The sequence below is a fragment of the Neisseria sp. P0021.S006 genome, from assembly GCF_051956895.1.
Genome location: NZ_JBQCWZ010000009.1, coordinates 22,703 through 44,828 on the forward strand (window position 1 = coordinate 22,703; position 22,126 = coordinate 44,828).

General features: G+C 51.2%; 20 protein-coding genes. 6 read left to right on the forward strand and 14 right to left on the reverse strand.

The genetic code is table 11. The features are described 5' to 3' along the window. Positions 1-52: 52 nt before the first annotated feature. The 7 genes from folK to hisS all read right to left on the reverse strand — a co-directional run bounded on the left by folK (position 53) and on the right by hisS (position 5,754). Complete coding sequence (folK, locus tag ACTHUM_RS03385) at positions 53-541, reverse strand: 2-amino-4-hydroxy-6-hydroxymethyldihydropteridine diphosphokinase (protein WP_150540520.1); 489 nt, start codon at positions 539-541, stop codon at positions 53-55. A 15-nt stretch (positions 542-556) separates the two neighbouring features. Next, a complete protein-coding gene (locus ACTHUM_RS03390; protein ID WP_003681989.1) occupies positions 557-931 on the reverse strand; it encodes a SirB2 family protein in 375 nt (124 codons plus the stop codon). A 55-nt stretch (positions 932-986) separates the two neighbouring features. Further along, entirely contained in the window at positions 987-1,556 is a 570-nt protein-coding gene (locus ACTHUM_RS03395) for a tRNA (mnm(5)s(2)U34)-methyltransferase (RefSeq protein WP_070695351.1), read from the reverse strand. Between the two features lie 78 nt (positions 1,557-1,634). Then, positions 1,635-1,931 (reverse strand): RNA chaperone Hfq, encoded by a 297-nt coding sequence (gene hfq, locus ACTHUM_RS03400; protein ID WP_036493792.1) that lies wholly within the window; start codon positions 1,929-1,931, stop codon positions 1,635-1,637. Between the two features lie 298 nt (positions 1,932-2,229). Then, entirely contained in the window at positions 2,230-3,687 is a 1,458-nt protein-coding gene (gene der / locus ACTHUM_RS03405; RefSeq protein ID WP_440361137.1) for a ribosome biogenesis GTPase Der, read from the reverse strand. 141 nt (positions 3,688-3,828) lie between these two features. Next, positions 3,829-4,458, reverse strand: coding sequence for a YfgM family protein (locus ACTHUM_RS03410; RefSeq protein WP_049322720.1), 630 nt, complete (start codon positions 4,456-4,458; stop codon positions 3,829-3,831). Next, the gene (gene hisS / locus ACTHUM_RS03415) at positions 4,459-5,754 is read right to left on the reverse strand and encodes a histidine--tRNA ligase (protein WP_107858089.1); all 1,296 of its coding nucleotides are present in this window, start codon (positions 5,752-5,754) and stop codon (positions 4,459-4,461) included. Positions 5,755-6,010: 256 nt separating this feature from the next. Here hisS and ACTHUM_RS03420 point away from each other — a divergent pair, with 256 nt between their 5' ends. Further along, entirely contained in the window at positions 6,011-6,517 is a 507-nt protein-coding gene (locus ACTHUM_RS03420) for a hypothetical protein (RefSeq protein WP_311476462.1), read from the forward strand. A gap of 55 nt (positions 6,518-6,572) precedes the next feature. On the opposite strand, the gene ACTHUM_RS03425 is transcribed toward ACTHUM_RS03420, so the two are convergent. Continuing rightward, complete coding sequence (locus ACTHUM_RS03425) at positions 6,573-6,875, reverse strand: hypothetical protein (protein ID WP_311476460.1); 303 nt, start codon at positions 6,873-6,875, stop codon at positions 6,573-6,575. 209 nt (positions 6,876-7,084) lie between these two features. On the opposite strand from ACTHUM_RS03425, the gene ACTHUM_RS03430 reads away from it, so the two are divergent. Beyond that, a complete protein-coding gene (locus ACTHUM_RS03430; protein WP_311476458.1) occupies positions 7,085-8,008 on the forward strand; it encodes a pseudouridine synthase in 924 nt (307 codons plus the stop codon). A gap of 66 nt (positions 8,009-8,074) precedes the next feature. Here ACTHUM_RS03430 and adhP read toward each other — a convergent pair whose 3' ends face one another. After that, a complete protein-coding gene (gene adhP / locus ACTHUM_RS03435) occupies positions 8,075-9,118 on the reverse strand; it encodes an alcohol dehydrogenase AdhP (protein WP_079453675.1) in 1,044 nt (347 codons plus the stop codon). Between the two features lie 340 nt (positions 9,119-9,458). Between adhP and ACTHUM_RS03440 the strand changes: the two genes are divergently transcribed. Then, entirely contained in the window at positions 9,459-10,940 is a 1,482-nt protein-coding gene (locus tag ACTHUM_RS03440) for an aldehyde dehydrogenase family protein (protein ID WP_049335482.1), read from the forward strand. 95 nt (positions 10,941-11,035) lie between these two features. On the opposite strand, the gene ACTHUM_RS03445 is transcribed toward ACTHUM_RS03440, so the two are convergent. The 4 genes from ACTHUM_RS03445 to yjgA all read right to left on the reverse strand — a co-directional run bounded on the left by ACTHUM_RS03445 (position 11,036) and on the right by yjgA (position 15,108). After that, positions 11,036-11,971, reverse strand: a complete 936-nt coding sequence (locus ACTHUM_RS03445; RefSeq protein ID WP_070504412.1) for a DMT family transporter — start codon at positions 11,969-11,971, stop codon at positions 11,036-11,038. 18 nt (positions 11,972-11,989) lie between these two features. Then, positions 11,990-13,690, reverse strand: coding sequence for a single-stranded-DNA-specific exonuclease RecJ (recJ, locus tag ACTHUM_RS03450; protein WP_049344068.1), 1,701 nt, complete (start codon positions 13,688-13,690; stop codon positions 11,990-11,992). 102 nt (positions 13,691-13,792) lie between these two features. Continuing rightward, the gene (locus ACTHUM_RS03455) at positions 13,793-14,503 is read right to left on the reverse strand and encodes a hypothetical protein (protein ID WP_049344067.1); all 711 of its coding nucleotides are present in this window, start codon (positions 14,501-14,503) and stop codon (positions 13,793-13,795) included. Between the two features lie 71 nt (positions 14,504-14,574). After that, the gene (gene yjgA / locus ACTHUM_RS03460) at positions 14,575-15,108 is read right to left on the reverse strand and encodes a ribosome biogenesis factor YjgA (RefSeq protein WP_049344065.1); all 534 of its coding nucleotides are present in this window, start codon (positions 15,106-15,108) and stop codon (positions 14,575-14,577) included. Positions 15,109-15,232: 124 nt separating this feature from the next. Here yjgA and pmbA point away from each other — a divergent pair, with 124 nt between their 5' ends. The 3 genes from pmbA to ACTHUM_RS03475 all read left to right on the forward strand — a co-directional run bounded on the left by pmbA (position 15,233) and on the right by ACTHUM_RS03475 (position 18,484). Then, complete coding sequence (pmbA, locus tag ACTHUM_RS03465; RefSeq protein ID WP_440361138.1) at positions 15,233-16,564, forward strand: metalloprotease PmbA; 1,332 nt, start codon at positions 15,233-15,235, stop codon at positions 16,562-16,564. An 87-nt stretch (positions 16,565-16,651) separates the two neighbouring features. Beyond that, positions 16,652-17,821, forward strand: a complete 1,170-nt coding sequence (locus ACTHUM_RS03470; protein WP_440361139.1) for a glycosyltransferase — start codon at positions 16,652-16,654, stop codon at positions 17,819-17,821. A 153-nt stretch (positions 17,822-17,974) separates the two neighbouring features. Further along, positions 17,975-18,484 (forward strand): cold-shock protein, encoded by a 510-nt coding sequence (locus ACTHUM_RS03475; protein ID WP_440361140.1) that lies wholly within the window; start codon positions 17,975-17,977, stop codon positions 18,482-18,484. Between the two features lie 93 nt (positions 18,485-18,577). Here the strand turns inward: ACTHUM_RS03475 and smc are convergent, their stop codons facing one another. Continuing rightward, positions 18,578-22,063: a chromosome segregation protein SMC gene (gene smc, locus ACTHUM_RS03480; RefSeq protein ID WP_440361141.1), complete on the reverse strand. Its 3,486-nt coding sequence runs from the start codon at positions 22,061-22,063 to the stop codon at positions 18,578-18,580. Positions 22,064-22,126: the final 63 nt, after the last annotated feature.

Consider the following 22,126-nt stretch of genomic DNA (forward strand, 5'->3'; position numbering starts at 1 on the left):
AAGGCGTGTCCAACACGCCCTTTCTTGTTTCAGCCTGTTTTTCAGACGGCCCTTATTCTTTCAACAGGCGAATCCCCTGCCCGCCCAAAGCCTGAGCCAAATCAGCCACACGGCCATGCTCGCCCAACTCGAAATCTGGAAGAATTTCAGCCAACGGCAACATCACGAAACTGCGCTCATGCGCGCGCGGATGCGGCAAGGTCAGATGCGGGTCATCGCTGCGGATACCGTCAAAATCGATGATGTCCAAATCCAAAGTGCGTGGCGCATTACGGAAGCTACGCTCGCGCCCAAATTCGGCCTCGATGCGATTTAACTCTGCCAACAGCGCCACGCCGTCCAATGAAGTTTTCACGGCACACACGGCGTTCACAAAATCGGGCTGATCGTCATAGCCGACCGGCGCAGTCAGATACAGGGAAGAAGCCTTTTCGAGCCGAATATGCGGATGCGCGTCCAATTCGGCCAAAGCGGCGCGAACCTGTTCGGCAGGATTGGCAAGATTGCTGCCCAAAGCGACAACGGCAAAATGCGGATACATTTCAGACGGCCTCTTTTAAAACGGCAGCGTTTTGGTTTTGGCAAGGAAAACAATCGTGGCAACACACGACATGGCCAAAACGTAGACGATATAGAATTTCGGCGAACGCGGACGCGAACGCATCATAATCATGCCCAACACAATATAAACCAGCAACAGCAGGATTTTCATGCCGAGCCACGGCGCATTGAACGGCGAAAAATGGGTAATCTTCATCAGCCACAAGCCGGTAAACAGCAACATGGTGTCGTTCAAATGCGGCATGGCTTTCCAAATACCAGCCAATGGCTTCTCAGGATGACGCCAGAGCAGGAAAAAACGTATGTTGAACAACAGGATGGTAATGGCAACGAAAATCTGATGGCTGTATTTTACAAACAGATATTGCATGGCAGTTTCTTATGTTAAGGGTTGAAAAACAAAGCAGCTATTTTACCGCAAACATCTATTTCTGACGCAACTTTTCAATCGCCAGCAGATAGGGAGGCGCATTACGGCGGTTGACAAAGCCATAGCGTAACACGGCAAAGGCTTCCTGCGGCAAAGTTTCCGCCCATTGCACAATCGCTTCAGCCTCTATTCGGCCGGCTTCATGCCCCGGATACAATACCGCTACGGCAAGCCCGCCCTCTTTCAGCAAACCCAAAGTATCCGTCAGCGCACGGATACTGCTTGCCGCCTCAGTTGTACAATTTTTATCGCCACGCGGCAGCCAACCGAAATTAAATACTGCGGCATCTAAAGGCTCGTCGATATAAGACGAAAGGTTTTCATGGCCGTCATGTATCAGGGCTACCCGACCATCTACGCCGTTTTCTTTCAGACGGCCTTGAGTCTGCTCCAGTGCTTTGGATTGCACATCAAACGCCCACACCCTACCAGTCTCTCCAACCGACTGCGCCAACAGCAAAGTATCATGCCCGTTTCCGGCCGTCGCATCCAAAGCGCGGCCGCCTGCTTTTAAGGCTTGCTGTAACAGGGAGTGGGCAAAGGGAAGAATGTTCTCAAGCAGCATGATAAAGGTCGTCTGAAAATAAAAATACCCTACCGCAAAAGCGGTAAGGTATTGAAAAACAGGAATGCGTTACATCATTTATTCGGCAGGTTGTTGCACAGTCTCAACTTGAACCGGAGCAGCTGCGGCAGCGGCTTGAGGTTGTTTGTTTTCGTGTTGCAGGCTGACTGCGCGTGCAGGAACGATTGTTGAGATAGCGTGTTTGTAAACCATTTGAGTGACGGAAGTATTACGCAGCAGAACAACGTACTGGTCGAATGATTCCACTTGACCTTGCAGCTTGATGCCGTTTACCAAGTAGATCGAAACCGGAACGTGCTCTTTACGCAACGCATTCAAAAAAGGATCTTGTAACATTTGTCCTTTAGCTGTCATATTCTTGAGCTCCATTATTATGATTGTAAAGACGCCAAAATCGGCGTTAGATGGGATTGTAGCCCCGAATAGGATAAATTACCAACTATTTTTTTCTATCACACCGTTTAGAAATCCAGTAATAAGGGAACTTCCCGTCAAACCGACTGTTTCATTTCCATATTCACAACAATCCCAAATCCAAATTAGATGTTTTTTCTAAATTCGGCAAACCCTATCGAAAATATGCCATGAAGCTCTAATGAGCTGTTTTTCATTATAAAAAGGCCGTCTGAAATTATTCAGACAGCCTTTATGCTTATTTGCTGAATTGTTTTTTCACACTGACTTTGGTTTTCTTCTTGAAGCGGTTTTTCTCTTCCTTGCGGCCTTCGCGTTTCTCAATACGGTTGCTCAGGCTGACACGGCGCAGCGGTTTTTTCTTCGGTTTGTCTTCCGCATTTTCATACGGGTTTTCCGAAACATTGTATTGAATTCTGAGCGGCGTACCTTGCAGATTGAAGGCTTTACGGAACGTTTGGGTCAAATAGCGCGTATAGCTGTCAGAAATGGCGTACAGCGAATTGCCGTGTACCACAATCACCGGCGGATTCATGCCGCCCTGGTGGGCATAACGCATTTTCGGACGCACCAATCCTGCGCGCGGCGGCTGTTGACGCTCGATAGCGCTTTGCAATACGCGCGTGATTTTCGGCGTCGGCATCTTAATCATTGCCGCGTTGTAGGCAGCCTGAATGCTTTCAAACAAACCGTCTATACCGCGCTCTTTCAATGCAGAAATAAAGTGGAACTTAGCAAAATCAAGGAAATACAGTTTGCGGTTGATATCGCGTTTCACTTGCTCGCGACGCTCTTCGCTGATGCCGTCCCATTTATTGACCGCCACCACCAAAGCACGGCCTGCTTCCAAAGCAAAACCTGCAATCGTCGCATCTTGGTCGGCGATATCTTGTTGCGCATCCAACACCAAAACAGCAACGTTTGCCGCTTCAACCGCCTGCATAGCTTTGATAACAGAGAACTTTTCCACCGCTTCATCCACTTTGCCACGACGGCGCACACCTGCGGTATCGATGATGGTAAACGGCTTGCCTTCGCGTTCAAAATCGATATGGATACTGTCGCGCGTCGTGCCTGCCATATCGAAGGCAATCACGCGTTCTTCACCGAGGATGGCGTTTACCAAGGTTGATTTACCGACATTTGGACGGCCGATTACAGCAAAAACAGGATGTTTCGCTTCTTCCTCTTCCTTTTCAGGCTCGGGGAAGGTTTCCAAAATATCTTCAATCAGATAATACACGCCATCGCCGTGCGCACCTGAAATAACATAAGGGTCGCCCAGGGCAAGTTCGTAGAACTCGGCGGCAAGCACGGCCCTATTGCCGCCCTCGCCCTTATTCACGGCCAAATAAACAGGATGTGGGCTTTGGCGCAAACGGTCGGCAATGATTTTGTCTTGCGGGGTCAAGCCGGTACGGCCGTCCACCAAAAACACAACCGCATCGGCTTCATCGACAGCCTGCAAGGTTTGTTTTGCCATTTCGTGCAAAATGCCGCTGTCCACAATCGGCTCAAAACCGCCGGTATCGATGACCAAATAAGGTTTGCTGCCGACTTTGCCATGACCGTAATGGCGGTCACGCGTCAGGCCGGGCAAGTCATGCACGAGCGCGTCTTTGGTACGCGTCAAACGGTTGAATAAAGTAGATTTGCCGACATTGGGGCGGCCGACAAGCGCGATGGTGGGTTTCATGATGGAGTCTTTCTGTGTCAAGTGCCGCCTAAAAACGGGAGCGGAACACAAGCAGGTGTTTTAAAAACACGGTTGATAAGGATAAGTGTAGGCCGTCTGAAAAGTCATGGCAACTTCAGACGGCCTTGATTTCAAACAAACTTATTTCAAGCTGTCGATTTTCATTTGCAGCAATTCGCGGCCTACTGCGGTTTGCGGCAATTTGCTCAAAGCAGCTTCGTAACTTTGTACGGCTTCTTTGGTTTTATTTTGGGCAACGTAAACATCGCCTTTGGTTTCCAGCATCAAAGGCTCGAAATCAGCCTCAACCTGAGTATTCAGGGCATTGATGGCGGCATCGTATTTTTTCTGCTGCAACAGGACAACGCCCAAACGCTGGGCTGCCAAAGCTTGAACCAGCGGTGCGTTTTGGTTTTTCAGCACCCAATTCAAATGACCTTCCGCCACATCATAACGGCCGGCATCAAACTCGGTCGCCGCTACCATCAACGTAGCTTGGGCTGTCGAAATAGAATCAGGATAGTTTTTTTGCAATTCAGCCAAATCGGCGTTGATGGCTTTGGGGTCGGTTTTTTGCTGCGCCTTTTCCACCATTTGCGCCAATACGGCGGCGGCTTCCTGATCTTTTGAAGCTTTTTGGCCTTGGTAAATGGTGTAACCCAAATACCCCAAAGCCGCCACAATCAGCAAGGCAAAGATCCAACGGCCGGTGCGTTTCCAAAAATATTTAAAGTTGTCTAACTCTTGTTGTTCTTCCAAATGGGCTGCCATTTATGCGTTCTTCCATTGTTGTAAAGTGTCTGTCAAATCAGCGGCGGCAACGGTTTTCTGTTCGTGTTTGCCCTGCATATCTTTCAGGGTAACCGTACCGTTTGCCAGCTCATCCTGAGCCACAATCAGGGCAAAGCGTGCGCCACTGTTGTCTGCTTTTTTCATTTGCGCTTTCAGGCTTTGATAGCCGGAATGCTGCATCACATTGAAACCTTGTGCGCGCAAGGCTTGCGCGTATTTCATCACCTGCAAGTCCGCACCTTCGCCTTGGTGCATTGCATAGACATCAGGCGCAGCGTTCACTTCCAGAGAGCCGTATTCACTCACCAAAAGCAACAGGCGCTCAATACCCATCGCAAAGCCGATAGACGGCGCAGGCTTACCGCCAAGTTCTTCAATCAAACCATCGTAACGGCCGCCGCCGCACACAGTCGCCTGCGCGCCGAGTTTGTCGGTCGTCCACTCAAAAACCGTCTGATTGTAATAATCCAAACCGCGTACCAAGCGCGGATTTTCAACATATTGAATCCCCAAACCGTCCAACATCGCCTTGAAGCGTGCATAGTGGTTTTGCGAAGCCTCGCCCAAGTAATCCACCAAACGCGGTGCCGCATTGCAGATTTCCTGCAAATCAGGGTTTTTCGTATCCAAAACACGCAAAGGATTGGTTTTCAGACGGCGTTTGCTGTCTTCATCCAGTTGTGCTTCATAGCGGGTCAAATATTCAACCAATGCCGCACGGTGTGCCGCGCGTTCCTCACGGTTGCCCAAGCTGTTGATTTCCAAAGTCAGGTATTCGCGAATACCCAATTTTTCCCATAAGTCAGCAGACATCGCGATGATTTCCGCATCAATATCCGGCCCTTCAAAACCCAAAGCCTCGATACCGACCTGATGGAACTGACGATAACGGCCTTTTTGCGGACGCTCGCGGCGGAACATCGGCCCCATATACCACAGCTTTTGCGGGCTGTTGTACAGAAGGTTGTGTTCGACCACCGCACGCAGACAGGAAGCCGTACCTTCAGGACGCAAGCTCAAACTCAAAGAATCGTTTGAATCGGAGAAGGTGTACATTTCCTTGCCGACCACATCGGTTTCCTCGCCGATGGAGCGGACAAACAAACCGGTTTGCTCGACAATCGGCGTACGGATTTGCTGATAGCCGTAAGCGCGTGTCCAACGGCTAACCGTATCTTCAAACGCCTGCCAAAACGCAGCCGTCAGTTTGAAATCTTTTTGTTCGACAGGTAAAAGGTCGTTCATGCCTTTTACAGATTGAATTTTTTGTGCCATTTCAATATGGGATAAGCGAAAACCAAATAGTTGGGCATTATAGCTGATTTTTAAGGGTTTGTGAGTTTGGGAACAAATCAAAAGGCCGTCTGAAAATCGGTTTTCGCATTCAGACGGCCTGTAAGCAGATTACAGAATCATATTCAATGGTTCCCATCCTTCCCCTGCCTTTCAACTTAAATTTCTTAAAAATATATTCAATATAGATTCAATGTCGTTATACTTGGATTCTTTTCATCTCATCCCTATGCACATCATGAAAACACTGCGCTCTCTTTTTGTTATCGGCTTGTTGACTACCAGCCTATCTTCCCAAGCGATGGCTGCAAATAACGCCGCAAATAATCAAGCAAAAATAGATTTAGTCAAAAAGGTTTATCTGACCAAAGTGGATTTAGGCTCTGAACACAATCGTATTACCACGCCTGAACTACAAAAAATCATCCGACAATTCAATAAATTTGACACTAATATCCGCAAGCAACCCGATATGGAGATGGGGTGTGACATGCCGATACATTACTACTTGGGCTTTGGTCAGGATCATCCTGACAACTTCCATAAAACCTTGCAAGTCAAGGTCACTTCTCCCCATACCGTCCGGGCAACATTTAAACAATTTGACGGCCATAGGGTCGGTGCAGATTTCATGTTGAAATGTACAGAAAACCGTTGTTTGATAGATGATTTTAAGATGATTGGCGATCAAACCAGCATCAAAACTGATTACAAACTTGTTTTGCGCAAACAAAAATGTGAGTGAGCCGACAAAACAAAAGGGCTGTCCAAACAAATGGATCAGCCCTTTGATTTTGAAATCAAGGTCGTGAAGGATGCGGATTTAAGCGGACAGGCGGCAAATTAGGTTTTCCGTATTGGGAAACGGCTTGTCTGCCTGAAGCAGCTTTCCCTGACTGCATGACGCCGCTATCGTTGCGTATTGGATGTGCGGCATACTCGTCTTGATTTAATTGTGAAACTTCTTCATTTACTTCATGCTCTACCACAAGTTCATACTCATTATCGTATGCATTATTCTTACCAAGCCGAACTTCCCCTCCCGCCATAGCGGATACGGAAAATGCGGATAACATGATGATTATGCTGATTTTTCTCTGCATAATATTCTCCTTTTCTCAAATATTGCTTCTTTATCATTTCTTTAATTCATGCCATAAAAGCAAGTTCAAACAAAACCAGTTTCTCTGCTCGTTTGAAGAATCTATTTAAACACAAAACCTGCATCAATACATATCTATTATTAGAAACTTATTTTCCATAAAAACAAGGCCGTCTGAAAAAATCCTAAAAACCGAGTACAATCCGCCGCATGAAAAAACGTACCAATCCCCTACCCCTTCTAGACGGTGTCAAACCCAGCTACTTGGTTTTGCCGCACGAAAAGCAGTTTTACGGCTTGCCGCTGCTGCATTTTCTATGCGCTCATTTTCCCTTTGTCGGCGAAGAAAACTGGCGGCGGCGGCTGAACAGCGGTTTTGTGGTGGGCGCGGATGGCGTACCGTTTGATGAGAATACTTTGTTCGAACCCGGCAAGACGATGTTTTATTACCGTGAAACCAGCCGTGAGAGCGAGCCGCGTATTCCGTTTGATGAAAAGATTTTGCATATTGACGAGCATTTGCTTGTGGTGGACAAACCGCATTTTCTGCCCGTCATCCCCAGCGGCAGGTTTTTGCGGGAAACCCTGCTCACGCGCCTACGTCTGCGGCGGGAATTGCAGCATTTGAATGTTGAAGACATTACGCCGATTCATCGCTTGGACAAAGATACGGCAGGCGTTATGCTGCTTTCACTCAACCCTGCCACGCGTTGCGATTATCAGACCATGTTCCAAGAAAAAACCGTCCAAAAAACTTATGAAGCGGTGGCGCCGACGCGGACGGATTTGGACTATCCGCTGCATATTTCGTCCCGAATGGAACGCGGCGAAAAATTCTTTCTCACGCGGGAAACGGAAGGCGAACCCAACGCCCACACAACCATCGAGCTTATTGAAAACCGCGGCGCATTCAGCCTCTACCGCCTCACGCCGCATACCGGAAAAAAACACCAGCTGCGCGTGCATATGATGAGTTTGAACATGCCGCTGATGAACGATGCGCTTTACCCTACCCCATTGGCGGCCGGTGATGAAGACTACGACAAACCTTTAAAACTTCTGGCTAAAAGAATAGAGTTCACCGATCCTGTCAGCGGAGAAATCCGCGTATTTGAAAGTGGTTTTGCGCTTTAAGTTATCCAATCCAATAAAAAAGGCCGTCTGAAATTGTTCAGACGGCCTTTTTGTCACAAAATCTGATTAGTGATGAATGCAGCTGCACTCTTTGTTCATATCAATCACCATACGGCCGGTAATTTTACCTTCGCGCATTTCTTGGAAGATGGCAGGCGCTTCATCCAAAGCACGCAATTCGACTTTAGGCACAACCAAACCTTCTGCGCCGAATTGGAATGCTTCTTCCAAATCTTTGCGGGTGCCGACCAGAGAGCCGACCACTTCGATGCCGTCCAATACCAAACGTGGGATAGACAAGTCCATAGACTCAGGTGGCAAGCCGACTGCAACGACACGACCGCCGGCGCGGACGCAGTTAACACCTGAATTGAAGGCCGCAGCGGATACGGCTGTGACAACGGCTGCGTGTGCGCCGCCGGTTTTCTCTTGGATGACTTGAGCCGCATCTTCTTTGGCGGCATTGATCACCAAATCAGCGCCGGTTTCTTTGGCAAAAGCCAGTTTTTCATCGTTGACGTCAACGGCAACAACGTGCGCGCCAAACACTTTTTTCGCGTATTGAACCGCCAAGTTGCCCAAACCGCCTGCGCCGTAAATCGCAATCCATTGACCCGGACGAACGCCGGAAACTTTAATCGCTTTATAAGTGGTCACACCGGCACAAGTAATGCTCGAAGCTTGCGCAGGATCCAAGCCTTCAGGAACTTTGACCGCATAATCGGCACTCACGATACAGTGGGTCGCCATACCGCCGTCGGCAGTATAACCTGCGTTCAATACGGAGCGGCACAAGGTTTCGCGGCCGGTATTACAGTATTCGCAAGAACCGCAGCTTTGGAACAGCCATGCGATGCTGACACGATCGCCGACTTTCAGATTTTTCACACCGTCAGCAACTTCTTTAACCAAACCGATGCCTTCGTGTCCCAACACGCGACCCGGTTTGTCGCCGTAATCGCCTGCTGCAACGTGCAAGTCGGTGTGGCACACGCCGCAATACTCGACTTCTACCAACGCCTCGCCGTATTCCAGCGGACGCAGTTCGCGTTCAACAACTTCTACATCACCTGCTACATCTTTATTTACTACCACAGCATGCATTTTCATGAGAGAGTCTCCTAGGGTGTTGAAAAACTGTTTAGCTATAAATGAGAATACTCCCCATGTTCGAAACCGTCAACCCATAATCTTTTTCAAAACAACGAGTTATGATGTTATACCATAACAAATCCTATTCAAACCATCTGAATCTTTAAATATATTAACAAATGCACTTTCATTTCAATCAAATCCTTTATTTTTCAGACGGCCTGCTACATGAAATAACATTACAAATGTAAATTTTGAGAACATTATCATTTTTAGTACTTGAACTTAAAAAGAAAAAAGCATAAGCTGTTTTTATGGCGCAGAAATACGCCTTCCCATTCATTAAGGAGACAGTATTATGGCAAAAGATTTAAATGTGTTTGATAAAGAATATGGTCTTTTAATCAACGGCGAATGGACGAAAGGTAGCGAAGGCAAACTTTTATCCTCTTACAACCCTGCCAATGGCGATGAATTGGCCAAGTTCACAGACGCAACCGACGCCGATGTCGATGCTGCCGTGGCCGCTGCCCAAGAAGCGTTCAAAACATGGCGCAAAACCACGACTGCCGAACGCGCGGCCATTTTGAACAAAATCGCCGACGTGATTGACGAAAACGCAGAATTGTTCGCCCTGCAAGAAACCTTGGACAACGGCAAACCGATCCGCGAAACCCGCGCCGCCGACGTACCATTGGCTTCCGACCATTTCCGCTATTTCGCCAGCGTGATCCGCGGCGAAGAAGGCACTGCGACCCAACTTGACGCCGAAGACTTATCCATCGTTCTGCGCGAACCGATCGGCGTTGTCGGCCAAATCATTCCTTGGAACTTCCCATTCTTGATGGCCGCATGGAAAATCGCTCCGGCATTGGCCGCAGGTTGTACCATCGTCATCCACCCTTCTTCCAGCACTTCATTGAGCCTATTGTCCCTCGCTCAAAAAATCAACCACTTGCTGCCTAAAGGCGTGTTGAACGTGATTACCGGCCGCGGTTCCAAATCCGGCGAATACATGCTGCACCACAAAGGCTTCAACAAACTGGCCTTTACCGGTTCAACCGAAGTCGGCCGCCGCGTCGGCATCGCCGCTGCCGAATTGCTGATTCCGTCCACTTTGGAATTGGGCGGCAAATCTGCCAACATCTTCTTCGACGATATGCCTTTCGACAAAGCCCTCGAAGGCGCGCAAAAAGGTATTTTGTTCAACCAAGGCCAAGTCTGCTGCGCCGGTTCGCGCATTTTTGTACAAGAAGGCATTTACGACAAATTCGTCAATGCTTTGGCTGAAGAATTCAAAAAAATCAAAGTCGGCCTGCCTTGGGAAGACGACACCCAAATGGGTTCGCAAGTCAACGCCGGTCAACTCGAGACCATTTTGAAATACGTCAAAATCGGCGAACAGGAAGGCTGCCGCATCATTACCGGCGGTAAAAAAATCGAAGGCGCATTGGGCAAAGGCGAATTTGTCGAGCCTACTTTGATTGAAGCCAGCAGCAACGAAGCCCGTGTTGCCCAAGAAGAAATCTTCGGCCCGGTTGCCACCGTGATTAAATTCAAAACCGAAGAAGAAGTCATCAAAATGGCCAACGACAGCGAATACGGCTTGGGCGGCGCAGTGTGGAGTACCGACATCAACCGCTGCCTGCGTGTTTCCAATGCATTGGAAACCGGCCGCGTTTGGGTGAACTGTTACAACCGCCTGCCTGCCGGCGCGCCGTTTGGCGGCTACAAAACTTCAGGTATCGGCCGAGAAACCCACAAAATGATGCTCGCCGCCTACACCCAAGTGAAAAACATCTACATCAGCACCCGTGAAGAACGCGAAGGCTTCTATTAATCCGCCGTTCCACATTAATCTGATTTAGAAAATATAAAGGCCGTCTGAAACCTGTTTCAGACGGCCTTGTTTTATTCTGTTTTGCAATAAATGCTTCATATCTTTCTCAAAAAAAGCCCCATTACTTTCTCTCCGGCCACCGCCAGCAAGGCTCCGGTCACAACTACCATGGCACCCACATAGCTGACGATATTCATATCTGAAGCGGCAAAATAATCGGGGGCGAGATGATGGCCGATGGTGGAAAATATCATGGTGAATACGGGAATCAGCGTGGTGACGATACTGACTTTTGAAGCGTCCCAATGGTTGAGCGCTTCGCCGAATGAACCGTAGCCGATCAGCGTGTTCAGGCAGCAATAGATAAAGCAACCCCATAAAAACGGATTGCCGATATGGGCGATTTGCGACGGTTCGGCAAACGGCAGGAAAACAAAGCTGCTGCAAAAATAGATCATGAGCAGGATTTGTTGCGAATTGAAATGTTTGGACAGAAGTTTTTGCGCCACGCCGTAGCACACCCAGATCATACTGCCCGAAGCCGCCATCATTACGCCGACCGCATAGCTGCCCAAGCTGAAAAGTTCGCCGAATTTGTCGTTGAAAAACATGACCAAACCCGTCAGCAAAAGCATCAAGCCGATTTTTTGCCAATGCGTAAAGGCTTCTTTAAACACGCCTACGCCGACCAAAATCATGGTAAAGGGAGAAAGCTGCCACAACACCTGCGTGGTTGTCGGAGAAATATAGTGCAAGCCCATGGCAACAAGCACAAAGTTGGCGGAAATACCGATAATGCCCAGCATCAATAAAAATAAGGTTTGCTTGGAAAATTCCGACGGCCTCGGCAGCTTGCCGGTCAGCCCCAACAGCACAAACAACACCAGCGAAGCCACTAAAAAACGTATCCACACCAGCGTGGGCGCATCGACGGCTTTTAATGCCTGTTGGGCGATGACCGGCAGCGAACCCCAAGTCATGGTGGCAAGCAACGCCAATGAAAAGCCGAGCCAAGGTTTTTGTTTCTTCATTTTTCAGACGGCCTTTGTTTACGCGGCTTCCCAGTAGTCGATATAAAGCTGCAATTCGAGATTGTTCCGCCATTCGTTGGCAACGGGGCGGTACACCGTGCGGATGTATTCTGGAATGTCTTCGCTGCAACGCCAGAACATGGCTTCAAATTCGTAGCCGTCTTTTTGCAGCCAGACTTTTTTGTGTTTGCCTTCCGCACCCAACGGCTGCTGGCGGACAACATGAAATTCGTCAGTAAAACTCGGTGGCGCGAAGCCCTGCCCCCAAACGTGTTTAGCAAGGTTTTGCGCCTGTTCCAGCGTAATGTCGCGTGCAGGCAGGCTGCCGTCGGTGATGAAGGTTTGCGACAAATCGTCTTCGCACACCATCTCGCGCACGGCTTCTTCAAAGGCCGTCTGAAACGCGGGGATATTGTGTTCGAGTATGCTCAAACCCGCCGCCATCGCGTGTCCGCCGAATTTCAAAATCAAATCGGGATAGCGTTTGGACACCAAGTCCAAAGCATCGCGCAAGTGCAGATTGGGAATGGAGCGTCCCGAACCGCGCACTTCGCCGTTGTCGGCAGGCGCAAACACGATAGTAGGACGATAAAAACGGTCTTTGAGGCGGCTGGCAACGATGCCGACCACGCCCTGATGGAAGTCGTCGCGATACGCCACCAAAGTCGTCTGACCTGAAGGCAGGGTTTCAGGAAAAGCATTCAGCGCGTCTTGCAGCATAGACTGCTCGATTTCGCGGCGCTCGATATTGAGGTTGTTTAACTGCGCCGCCAGTTCCTGCGCCTCGGCATTATCTCGCGCCAACAGACAGGCAATGCCGACCGACATATCGTCCAGCCGTCCGGCCGCGTTGATGCGCGGCCCCAACGCAAAGCCCATATCAAAAGGCTGAGCCTTGCGCCAATCGCGCCGTGCCACTTCAAACAAGGCACGGATACCGGGGCGCATTTTACCCAAACGCATCCGTTTCAGACCTTGCGATACGAGGATACGGTTGTTGTGGTCTAGAGTGACGACGTCAGCGACGGTACCGAGTGCAACCAAATCCAAGAGGTCGCCCAGATTCGGCTCTTTCAGGCCGTCTGAAAAATAATTGCGGCGGCGCAGTTCGGCACGCAAAGCCATTAATACATAAAAAATCACGCCCACGCCCGCCAAGCTTTTGCTTTGGAAACCGCAGCCTTTTTGGTTTGGATTGACGATGATGCAGTCGGGCACGGTCTCGGCAGGCAGATGGTGGTCGGTTACAATCACATCCAAACCCAATTCCTGCGCGCGCGCCACGCCTGCAATGCTGGCGATACCGTTATCCACCGTCACCAATAAATCCACACCTTGCTCTGCCGCGATTTCAGCCAGCTCGGGCGTTAAGCCGTAGCCGTGTTCAAAGCGGTTGGGCACGAGAAAATCCACTTTCGCCCCCATCGCCGCCAAACCGCTCATACCGACGGAACACGCCGTCGCACCGTCGGCATCGTAGTCGGCGACAATCAGGATTTTTTCCTGACGCTCAACCGCATCCGCCAAACGGCCGGCGGCGGCTTCGCAGTTTGTCAGCGTTTGATACGGCAAAAGAGCTGCAAGCTTGTCGTCCAACTCGGCCGGACTTTGTACATCACGCGCAGCACACAGCCGCGCAATCAAAGGATCGGTACCGGCAGTGAGCAAGTCGTTAAAAACAGTCGGATTAATGGAACGTGTTTGGATTTTGACGGACATGGTGTGTGGGATTAAATAGAGAGAAATTAATATTTTTGAAGCGTTTATTTTAAGGGCCAGGCCGTCTGAAACCTGCAATCCGTTTTCAGACGGCCTTGGATATTATTTGCGTGAATCATCGACAATTTCACCGATCACGGCATAGGAGCCTGCTATCACTACGCCGACTGCATCCAAAGCCAGCGCCAATGGCGTTTTCAGGATATTCCCCGTCAACTTCCAAACATCGGTGCTTGTTTTGGTTTCCGTATAATAAATTCTGACTGGAACGGCAGTGTCAAAATGGCGGTCTTCGGCAACATTTTTCGGCGTTGCGTAATAATGACCTTCGGCAGAAATACACCGTGTGTAGACAGTTTTACCATCGAGCTCAACCGGCTTGAACGCCAGTTGTTTCAACTTGACAATCTCGGCAACTTTTTGAGTATCGTAACGCAGGCAGAAATTCGAGCGGAAAGTTTGCGCTTCAGGGGATTTCAATTCAACCGGCAAAGCCTCATACACCTGTTTTGGGTTTTGCCGAACCATTTGAAACCGTTTGCTCAGCTTAGCATCCAAGATCGCCTTCAACTTGGCCGAATCTTTAGAATTAACGACAAACCAATATTTTCCGCCCATCATGACCAAGCTGCCTTTTTCCAACTGCGTATTGTCTTTGGCAACCACGCCAAATGCTTGAATATTGTCTTTGGCAACGGTTTTTTCGGTTGTGGTTTTATGGAACGGGCTATTTCTTTCCCAAAGATCGTTAGTACAACCATTGAGGGTTAGTGCACTAATTAACAAGGCAGGTACAAAGCGGCGAAATTTCATGGTCATCCTCCTTCGGCATTACGATACAGGCCGTCTGAAAACCGCAATCCGTTTTCAGACGGCCTTGAGGTTTATTCCTCCCAATCCTGCCCTTCTTCTGAAGCATCGAATTGACCGGCCTCCATCACTGCTTTAATTTCTTGGAACAGCGCGCGGAAGTTTTTCGGCGGTTTGTTTTGTTCCTGCTCTTTTTTAGTGTTGCGGATCAAGGTGCGTAATTTGCCGGCGTCGGCTTGCGGAAAATCGGCCATAAATTGGGTAATCGAGCCATCGTCTGCCAACAGTCGGGTACGCGCCTGCTCGACGCGTTGCAAAAAGGCATTGTGCACCGTATTGTCGCCGCGCAGTTTGGCCAAATAGGCTTCGATGGGCGCAGGGTCGGTATCGCGCATCAGGCGGCCGATAAATTGTGCTTGGCGTTTGAGTGCGCTGTTGGAGGTGATTTTTTTATAGGTAACGATGGCCTCGAACAGCTCTTCGTCCAAGCCGATTTTTTTCAACGTATCGCTGGAGAGTTTGGTCAATTCCATACCCAAAGCCTGCAAATCGTTCATCTGCTTTTTCATTTGGGTTTTGCTGACCCATTCGTCTTCTTGTTCAAACATTGTGTTTCCCTGATTTTCTGAATCTGCCTATTTTATCAGTTTTCAGACGGCCTTTCCGTGCGATTTTTGCAGAGGCCGTCTGAAACGGTTAAAATGCCGCAAAACCCTGTCAGGAAACCTTTTTATGCTGTTTAACCACACACCGGACGAGCTGTTGCGCTTGTGCGGACACACGCTGGATTTGGCCAAACAATCCGGCGCTACCTCGGCCGAAGCCGATTTCAGCGAGTCGCTCGGTCAAAGCGTCAGCGTGCGCTTGGGCGAAATCGAACAAATCGAGTTCCAACAAGACAAATCTTTAGACATTACAGTCTATGTCGGCCAACGCAAAGGCCGTGCCAGCACGGCCGACTTCTCCGAACGCGCCCTGCAAGATACGGTCAAAGCCGCCATTGATATTGCACGCTATACCGCCGAAGACGATTGCGCCGGCCTTGCCGATGCTGCCTTGATGGCAACCCATATCGGCGACCTCGACCGCTACCACGAATGGGATTTAAGTACCGAATCCGCCATCGATTTGGCCAAGCAATGCGAACAGGCTGCGCTGTCAACAGACAAACGCATTGAAAATTCCGAAGGCGCATCGGTTCATACCGGCCATTACCAATATGTTTACGGCAACGCCCACGGCTTTGCCGCACATCAGCAAAGCACGCACCACAGCATTTCTTGCAGCGTGGTCGCCAGCGACGAACACGGCATGCAGCGCGACTATTGGTATGATTCTTCCTGCCGTCACGAAGACATGGACGCGCCCGAACTCATCGGCCAAACTGCAGCCGAACGGACTTTACGCCGTCTGAACAGCCGCAGCGTTCCGACCGGCAGCTATCCCGTACTGTTCGACACCACCGTCGCAGTCGGCTTAATCGGCCACCTTATCGGCGCACTCAGCGGCGGCGCGCTCTACCGTCAAAGCAGCTTTCTGATTGACAGCATCGGCAAACAGGTGCTGCCCGAGTTTCTCAGCCTGCGCGAAGAACCGCATATCCTGCGCTCGTTCCGCAGCACTTATTTCGATGCCGAAGGCGTGGCCACGCAGCCGCGTTTTGTGGTGAAAGACGGCATAGTCGAAGGCTATTTCCTCAGCAGTTACAGCGCGAAAAAACTCGGCATGCAGACAACGGGCAATGCCGGCGGCGCGCACAATCTGTATCTGAACCACACCCATGCCACGCAGGCCGACCTGTTGAAAGAAATGGGAACAGGTTTGCTGGTTACCGAATTGATGGGACAAGGCGTCAACACCATTACCGGCGACTACTCGCGCGGCGCGGCCGGATTTTGGGTGGAAAACGGCGTCATTACCTATCCGGTTCAGGAAATCACCATTGCCGGACGTTTGCAGGATATGTACCGCGACATCATCGGCGTGGCAGACGACGCATTACGCCGTTCATCCAACCAAATCGGCTCCGTCTTGGTTTCCAAAATGACGGTTGCCGGCAACTGATTGAACTAAATATACAAAAGGCCGTCTGAAAGATATCTTTTCTTTTCAGACGGCCTCGCCGTTATCTACTTCCATAAAAAATACATCATGCATATTGTCGTTATCCCCTCTTGGTATCCTTCTTCCGAAACTGATGTGGACGGAATCTTTTTTCGCCTCCAAGCCCAAGCCCTGCAACGCGAAGGCATGAAAATCGGCATGGTCGTGCCCATGTTCCGCTACTTGAGAAGCCAGCCGAAAACCATCTTCTCGCGCTTCTACGGCCTACGCCGCCATCAGCAAGGCGGACTCAAAACTTACGCCTACGACAGCATGTATTTCTTCCCGCGATGCCCGGTTGTCGATATCGACCGCATCCGCTGGGTCAACGCAGGCATGAAAGCTTTTGAAGCCTATATCGCCGACAACGGCAAACCCGACGTAATTCACGCCCATTGCGTCAACTACGCCGCCATTTTAGCCTGCGCCATCTTCAAAAAATACGGCATTCCCTATGTAATTACCGAACACAGCAGCGCCATTTCACGCGGCCTTGTCCGCAAAAACCAATGGCCGTCCATGCACGAAGCCGTGCGCCACAGCGCGGCCCGGTTCGCAGTAAGCCGTGATTTCTGCCGCATTCTCGAAAAAACCTACGCCGGTACAGACTGGCAATACCTGCCCAATATGCTGGGCGGCAATTTTGAACAGGATTTCGAGTTCCCCGAAAAAAACAATCAAGATTTCACCTTCTGCAGCGTCTCCCATCTGCGCCACCTCAAAGGCCACGACCTGCTCCTGCCTGCCTTTGCCGAAGCACTCAAAACCTATCCGCAGCTCAAACTCAAAATCGGCGGCGGCGGCGCAGAAGAAGGCCGTCTGAAACAACTGGCAAGCGACTTGGGCATCAACCACGCCGTTACCTTTACCGGCGCATTAACCACCGACCAAACCTTAGACCTTATGCGCCACAGCAACGCCTTCGTCCTCGCCAGCCGTACCGAGACCTTCGGCGTCGTCTATATCGAAGCACTGTCTCAAGGTTTACCCGTTATCGCCACACGCTGCGGCGGCCCCGAATCCATCGTCACTTCCGACAACGGCCTGCTGGTGCCAATCGAAAACATACCGGAGCTGACCAAAGCATTGCTCACCCTCTACGAAAACCACGCACAATACGATCCCGTCCGTTTGCGCCAAGATTGCCTGCAACAATTCGGCAGCCGTGCCATTGCGCAACACCTGATCGACACCTTCCAAAAAGTGCTTAATAAATAGGCATAAACCATACAGGCCGTCTGAAATCCTTCAGACGGCCTGCCTGCTTCCAACAAGACAAATCTAGTGTAAATTTAAGACAATAACTAAACTTTTTGATTTAAAATCAGTCCAAGGAAAAATTGTTACCTACAATAATATCCCACATATATTATGCGCTATTACGGAACGATTACTCGCTGGAACAGCAAGCGCGGCTTCGGAGCCGCTACCATAGAAGACACAGACCAAGAAATCTTTCTTGCACTTGCCGCCTTTACCACCCTTACCCGCCTTCCGGCCGAAGGGCAACACATCTCCTTCAACATCACAGAAGGCCGACGCGGCCGCAAAGAAGCCGAAAACGTCTGCTTCGCCCTCGATTGCGCCGACTGCTTTGACGTCCTCGTCCCTCCCCCCGAAAAACCCCTCGCCGGCAAACAGGCCATCATCGGCCTGATTGCCGTTATCTTCGTCTGCAGCATTTTCGCCGCCTTGTGGTATGGACTCCACTTTTCCGACAACACACCGGAAGAACCGGCCGTCAAAAAACAAGAAACCATGGTTCACGAAGTAGCCGCCAAAATCGAAGCCGAACGCAAAGCATGGCGCGATGCCGTCAACGGCAACAACCAACGCTCGGGACAGCCTCAACGCGCCAAAGATAATACTTCAAAACAATAACGCTGTATCCAATATAAAAAGGCCGTCTGAAAAAATGGGAAGATGAAATTATAGATTTCTTCCTCATTCTTTCAGACGGCCTTTGTTCCTACCTCAATTCGGCTCAGCCATTTCCAACGCTTGTTTGATGTCCACAGCCACAACACGCGATACGCCTTTTTCCTGCATGGTTACGCCGACGAGTTGTTCTGCCATTTCCATGGTCAGGCGGTTGTGGGAGATGTAGAGGAACTGGGTTTGCGCCGACATTTCTTTGACCAGGTTGCAGAAACGCGAGGTGTTGGCGTCGTCCAGCGGGGCGTCGACTTCGTCCAGAAGGCAGAAGGGGGCGGGGTTGAGGCTGAACAGGGCGAACACGAGGCTCATGGCGGTGAGGGCTTTTTCGCCGCCGGAGAGGAGGTGGATAGTGCTGTTTTTCTTGCCGGGCGGGCGCGCCATGATGGACACGCCGGCGGTCAGGAGGTCGTCGCCTATCATCTTGAGGGTGGCTTCGCCGCCGCCGAACAGGGTCGGGAAGAAGGTTTGGACTTTGCCGTTGACGGCATCGAAGGTTTCTTTGAAACGCTCTTTGGTTTTGTCGTCGATTTGGGCGATGGCTTCTTCCAAAAGGGTGATGGCGGCCTGCACGTCTTCGCTTTGGCTGCGGTAGTAGCCGTCGCGTTCGCGCGCTTCTTCAAGTTCTTGCAGGGAGGCAAGGTTGACGGCGCCGAGGGCTTCGATTTGCTGGGTGAGGCTGCCGATGCTGGTGTTCAATACTTTCGGCGATTCTTTCGCCAATGCTTCGAGCGCGTCCAAATCGGCGGCGCGTTCGGTCAGGTTTTGATGGTAGCGTTTGGCGTTAATCAGGGCTTCCTGCTGTTGCAACAGAGCGGTTTGGGTCGCGGCCTGAAGCTGCGGCAGCTTGGTTTGCAGGGTTTGTACGCGGGCGTATTGCTCCCTGCCCTGCTCCTGAATCTGCGCGAGTTTCTCCTGTACGACGATATATTCTTCATCCAAAGTCTGTACGGCTTCGCTTAATTCTTCGAGCTTGATGTGCTGCTCGTCGTTTTGGAACTCGGTTTCATAGGCGAGGGCAAGTTCTTGTTGGCGTTCCTGCCAGTCGAAGGTTTGCTGTTCAAGCTGGGCGATTTGCTGCTGGTAGTTTTGTTTTTGCTGGTTGAGCTTGTGGACGGCGACTTCGGCCAGCCCGTATTGGCGGTTGGCTTCCAACAGGGCAAGCTGCGCCTGTTTCAGACGACCTTGCTGCTCTTGGCGGCTATGTGCGGTGGTTTGCTGTTGGTGTTCGAGTTCGGCGGCGGCTTCCTGCAAAGTAACGATGTCGTCTGAAAGCCCGTCGGACGTGTGTTGCAATACGGTCTGTTCTTTCGCCAACTGCGCCAGTTCGCGCTCGATGTGTTCGCGGCGGATTTGCCCTTGGTTGGTGCGCGCCAAGAGTTCGGCGGCGCGTTGCTGCGCTTGACTGTATTGGCGCGTGTGCTGCTGTTGCTGCTGCATCAGGTTTTTGTGCTGCGTTTCGGACGAGCGCACGGCAACCTCCGCCTGTTTGAACGCGGCTTCGGCGGCAGAAAGTTCGGGGGCGAGGCTTTCCAGTTCGGACGCGATGCCGTCGAGACGCGCTTTTTGGGTAATCAGGCTTTCCTGCGCAGGTTTGGCATAAAGCAGGACGCTGACTTTATCGACCTGATGGCCTTCGGGCGTAAGCCAGATTTGATGTGCGCTCAAATCGCTTTGATGCGCGAGGGCGTAGCTCAAATCGGGCGCGCACAATATGCCGTCAAGCCAGTGGTGCAATGCCGTCTGAAACGGCGGCTGCGCTTGGATTTGGTTCAGCAATGCCTGTACGGGCAGGGATTTCTTGATACCGCCGGAGAGGTCGTCTGAAAGCCATGCAGCCTGCCCCTGCGGCAAAGGCGTGGGGGGAACGAAGCTGTGCGGTACGGAGCGGGCGTGCAGGCGTTCGGCAAGGATGACGGACAAGGCGTGCTGCCACTCGGCGGGTGCGATGATGTGTTGCCACAGTTGCGGCGCGGTGGCGTGGTCGGTTGCCTGCCAGAAGTCGGCGGCTTCCTGCTGTTGCGACAGGATTTGCGACAACGCCTGCTGCTGCGCCTGCAAGGTGATGTGTTGCTGCTTCAGGCTTTGGAAGCGGTTTGAGGCCGTCTGAAACGCTTCGCGGGCGGCGTGTAGGGCTTCTTCGGCGGCAATGATTTGTTCTTCGTAATGCTCTTGCTGGCTTTGCAACAAGGCGGAGGCTTCCTGCGCGGCGGCGGTCTCGGCTTCGTCGGGCAGGTTCAGGGCTTGGTTTTCCTGTTTCAGACGACCTTTGCGCTCTTCGTGTTTGGCAACGGTTTGTTCGGCATGGGTAAGCTGCTGCTGTTTCAACGCCAGTTCGCGGCGGATGCGGTTTGCCTCGTCCTGCTGGGTTTGGAAGGCGGCGTTGAGCGTGGCTTGTGCTTCTTCCAATTCGGGCAGACGCTCTTCGTGTTCGGCAACCTGCATCGCCCATTCCGCCAACTCGGTTTGCTTTTCTTCGACCTGCAACTCGTTTTCTTCCAGCTTGACGCGGATTTGCTGCTGTTCTTGATGGATGCGCTGCAACTGCGCCTGCGCTGCCTGCTTGTCGCGTTCGATGCGTTGGTGCAGGTTTTGCTGATGGCGGATTTGTTCTTCCAAACGGGCAATCTGCTCGCGCAACACACCGCGTTTGTTGCTCAATTCATGTACCGCCTGCTGTTGCGACTGTTCGGCGGTCTGCAAGGTGTGTACTTCGTCGTTTAATGCCTGAACCTGCGCGGCGGTTTCGTCCTGCTGCGCCTGCAAAGACTGATGCTGCGCGGTCGCTTTGTCGGCAGCGGCAAGCGATTGCTGCCATTGGGCGTAATCGAGCAAATCCTGTTGCTGGTTCAACTGCGCGGTCAGGGATTTGTAGCGTTCGGCGGTTTCCGCCTGTTTCTCGAGCTTTTCCACCTGACGCGCCAACTCGTTCTGCAAATCGCCCAAACGCTGTAAATGCTCGCGTGTGCCTTTCAGACGGCCTTCCGTCTCCTTACGGCGTTCCTTATATTTGGACACGCCCGCCGCCTCCTCGATATAGGCGCGCAACTCCTCCGGCCGCGCTTCGATGATGCGTGAAATCATCCCCTGCTCGATGACGGCATAACCGCGCGCGCCCACGCCCGTACCCAGAAACAAATCAGTAATGTCGCGGCGGCGCACGGTCTGATTGTTGATGAAATAAGTCGATTCTCCCTGACGCGTTAGCTGTCGCTTGATGCTCACCTCGGCATACTGCCCCCACGCCCCCTGCAAACTGTGGTCGCTGTTGTCAAACACCAGCTCCACCGAAGCCCTCGGCGCAGGACGGCGCGTCGCCGCACCGTTAAAAATCACGTCCTGCATACTCTCGCCGCGAAGCTGCTTCGCCGAAGCCTCGCCCAACACCCAGCGCACCGCGTCAATCACATTCGACTTGCCGCAGCCGTTCGGCCCGATGACCGCAACAAGCTGCCCCGGCACATGAATCGTAGTCGGGTCGGTAAAAGATTTGAAGCCGGAGAGTTTGATGTGGGTAAGGCGCATGGCAATGTTTCGAATCGGAAAAGAAGGCGTATTTTAACGGAAATACGCTTATCCGTTGAGAGA

Coding starts and splice junctions, on each gene's coding strand:
- folK (WP_150540520.1), bottom strand. CDS start 541: ATGTATCCGCATTTTGCCGTTGTCGCTTTGGGCAGCAATCTTGCCAAT.
- ACTHUM_RS03390 (WP_003681989.1), bottom strand. CDS start 931: ATGCAATATCTGTTTGTAAAATACAGCCATCAGATTTTCGTTGCCATT.
- ACTHUM_RS03395 (WP_070695351.1), bottom strand. CDS start 1,556: ATGCTGCTTGAGAACATTCTTCCCTTTGCCCACTCCCTGTTACAGCAA.
- hfq (WP_036493792.1), bottom strand. CDS start 1,931: ATGACAGCTAAAGGACAAATGTTACAAGATCCTTTTTTGAATGCGTTG.
- der (WP_440361137.1), bottom strand. CDS start 3,687: ATGAAACCCACCATCGCGCTTGTCGGCCGCCCCAATGTCGGCAAATCT.
- ACTHUM_RS03410 (WP_049322720.1), bottom strand. CDS start 4,458: ATGGCAGCCCATTTGGAAGAACAACAAGAGTTAGACAACTTTAAATAT.
- hisS (WP_107858089.1), bottom strand. CDS start 5,754: ATGGCACAAAAAATTCAATCTGTAAAAGGCATGAACGACCTTTTACCT.
- ACTHUM_RS03420 (WP_311476462.1), top strand. CDS start 6,011: ATGAAAACACTGCGCTCTCTTTTTGTTATCGGCTTGTTGACTACCAGC.
- ACTHUM_RS03425 (WP_311476460.1), bottom strand. CDS start 6,875: ATGCAGAGAAAAATCAGCATAATCATCATGTTATCCGCATTTTCCGTA.
- ACTHUM_RS03430 (WP_311476458.1), top strand. CDS start 7,085: ATGAAAAAACGTACCAATCCCCTACCCCTTCTAGACGGTGTCAAACCC.
- adhP (WP_079453675.1), bottom strand. CDS start 9,118: ATGAAAATGCATGCTGTGGTAGTAAATAAAGATGTAGCAGGTGATGTA.
- ACTHUM_RS03440 (WP_049335482.1), top strand. CDS start 9,459: ATGGCAAAAGATTTAAATGTGTTTGATAAAGAATATGGTCTTTTAATC.
- ACTHUM_RS03445 (WP_070504412.1), bottom strand. CDS start 11,971: ATGAAGAAACAAAAACCTTGGCTCGGCTTTTCATTGGCGTTGCTTGCC.
- recJ (WP_049344068.1), bottom strand. CDS start 13,690: ATGTCCGTCAAAATCCAAACACGTTCCATTAATCCGACTGTTTTTAAC.
- ACTHUM_RS03455 (WP_049344067.1), bottom strand. CDS start 14,503: ATGAAATTTCGCCGCTTTGTACCTGCCTTGTTAATTAGTGCACTAACC.
- yjgA (WP_049344065.1), bottom strand. CDS start 15,108: ATGTTTGAACAAGAAGACGAATGGGTCAGCAAAACCCAAATGAAAAAG.
- pmbA (WP_440361138.1), top strand. CDS start 15,233: ATGCTGTTTAACCACACACCGGACGAGCTGTTGCGCTTGTGCGGACAC.
- ACTHUM_RS03470 (WP_440361139.1), top strand. CDS start 16,652: ATGCATATTGTCGTTATCCCCTCTTGGTATCCTTCTTCCGAAACTGAT.
- ACTHUM_RS03475 (WP_440361140.1), top strand. CDS start 17,975: ATGCGCTATTACGGAACGATTACTCGCTGGAACAGCAAGCGCGGCTTC.
- smc (WP_440361141.1), bottom strand. CDS start 22,063: ATGCGCCTTACCCACATCAAACTCTCCGGCTTCAAATCTTTTACCGAC.